Below are 273 nucleotides of genomic sequence, written 5' to 3' on the forward strand. Positions count from 1 at the left end.
GTACCAGGTCGTGAACCTGGAGAAGCTCGCGGAGCTGTACCCGCAGGGCGGCGACGTCACCGTCACCGACCTGGTCGCCAAGGGTGCCGTTCGCAAGAACGAGAAGGTCAAGGTTCTCGGAAACGGCGACATCGCCGTGAAGCTCACCGTTGCGGTCGACAAGGTCTCGGGTTCTGCCGAGCAGAAGATCGTGGCCGCCGGCGGATCCGTCAAGTAACCACGTCATGAGAGGGGTCGGAGATTCTCCGGCCCCTCTTATGGGTTAGCCTGTTC

Annotated in this window: 1 protein-coding gene; it reads left to right on the forward strand. The window is 62.3% G+C overall.

Annotated elements, in window-relative coordinates:
• A partial coding sequence (locus tag HWE04_RS24285; protein WP_241813935.1) for an uL15m family ribosomal protein occupies positions 1–217 on the forward strand: 217 nt, incomplete at its 5' end.
• Positions 218–273 lie beyond the last annotated feature (56 nt).

The sequence above is a fragment of the Herbaspirillum sp. C7C2 genome, from assembly GCF_022627865.1.
Lineage (GTDB): Bacteria > Pseudomonadota > Gammaproteobacteria > Burkholderiales > Burkholderiaceae_D > Herbaspirillum > Herbaspirillum frisingense.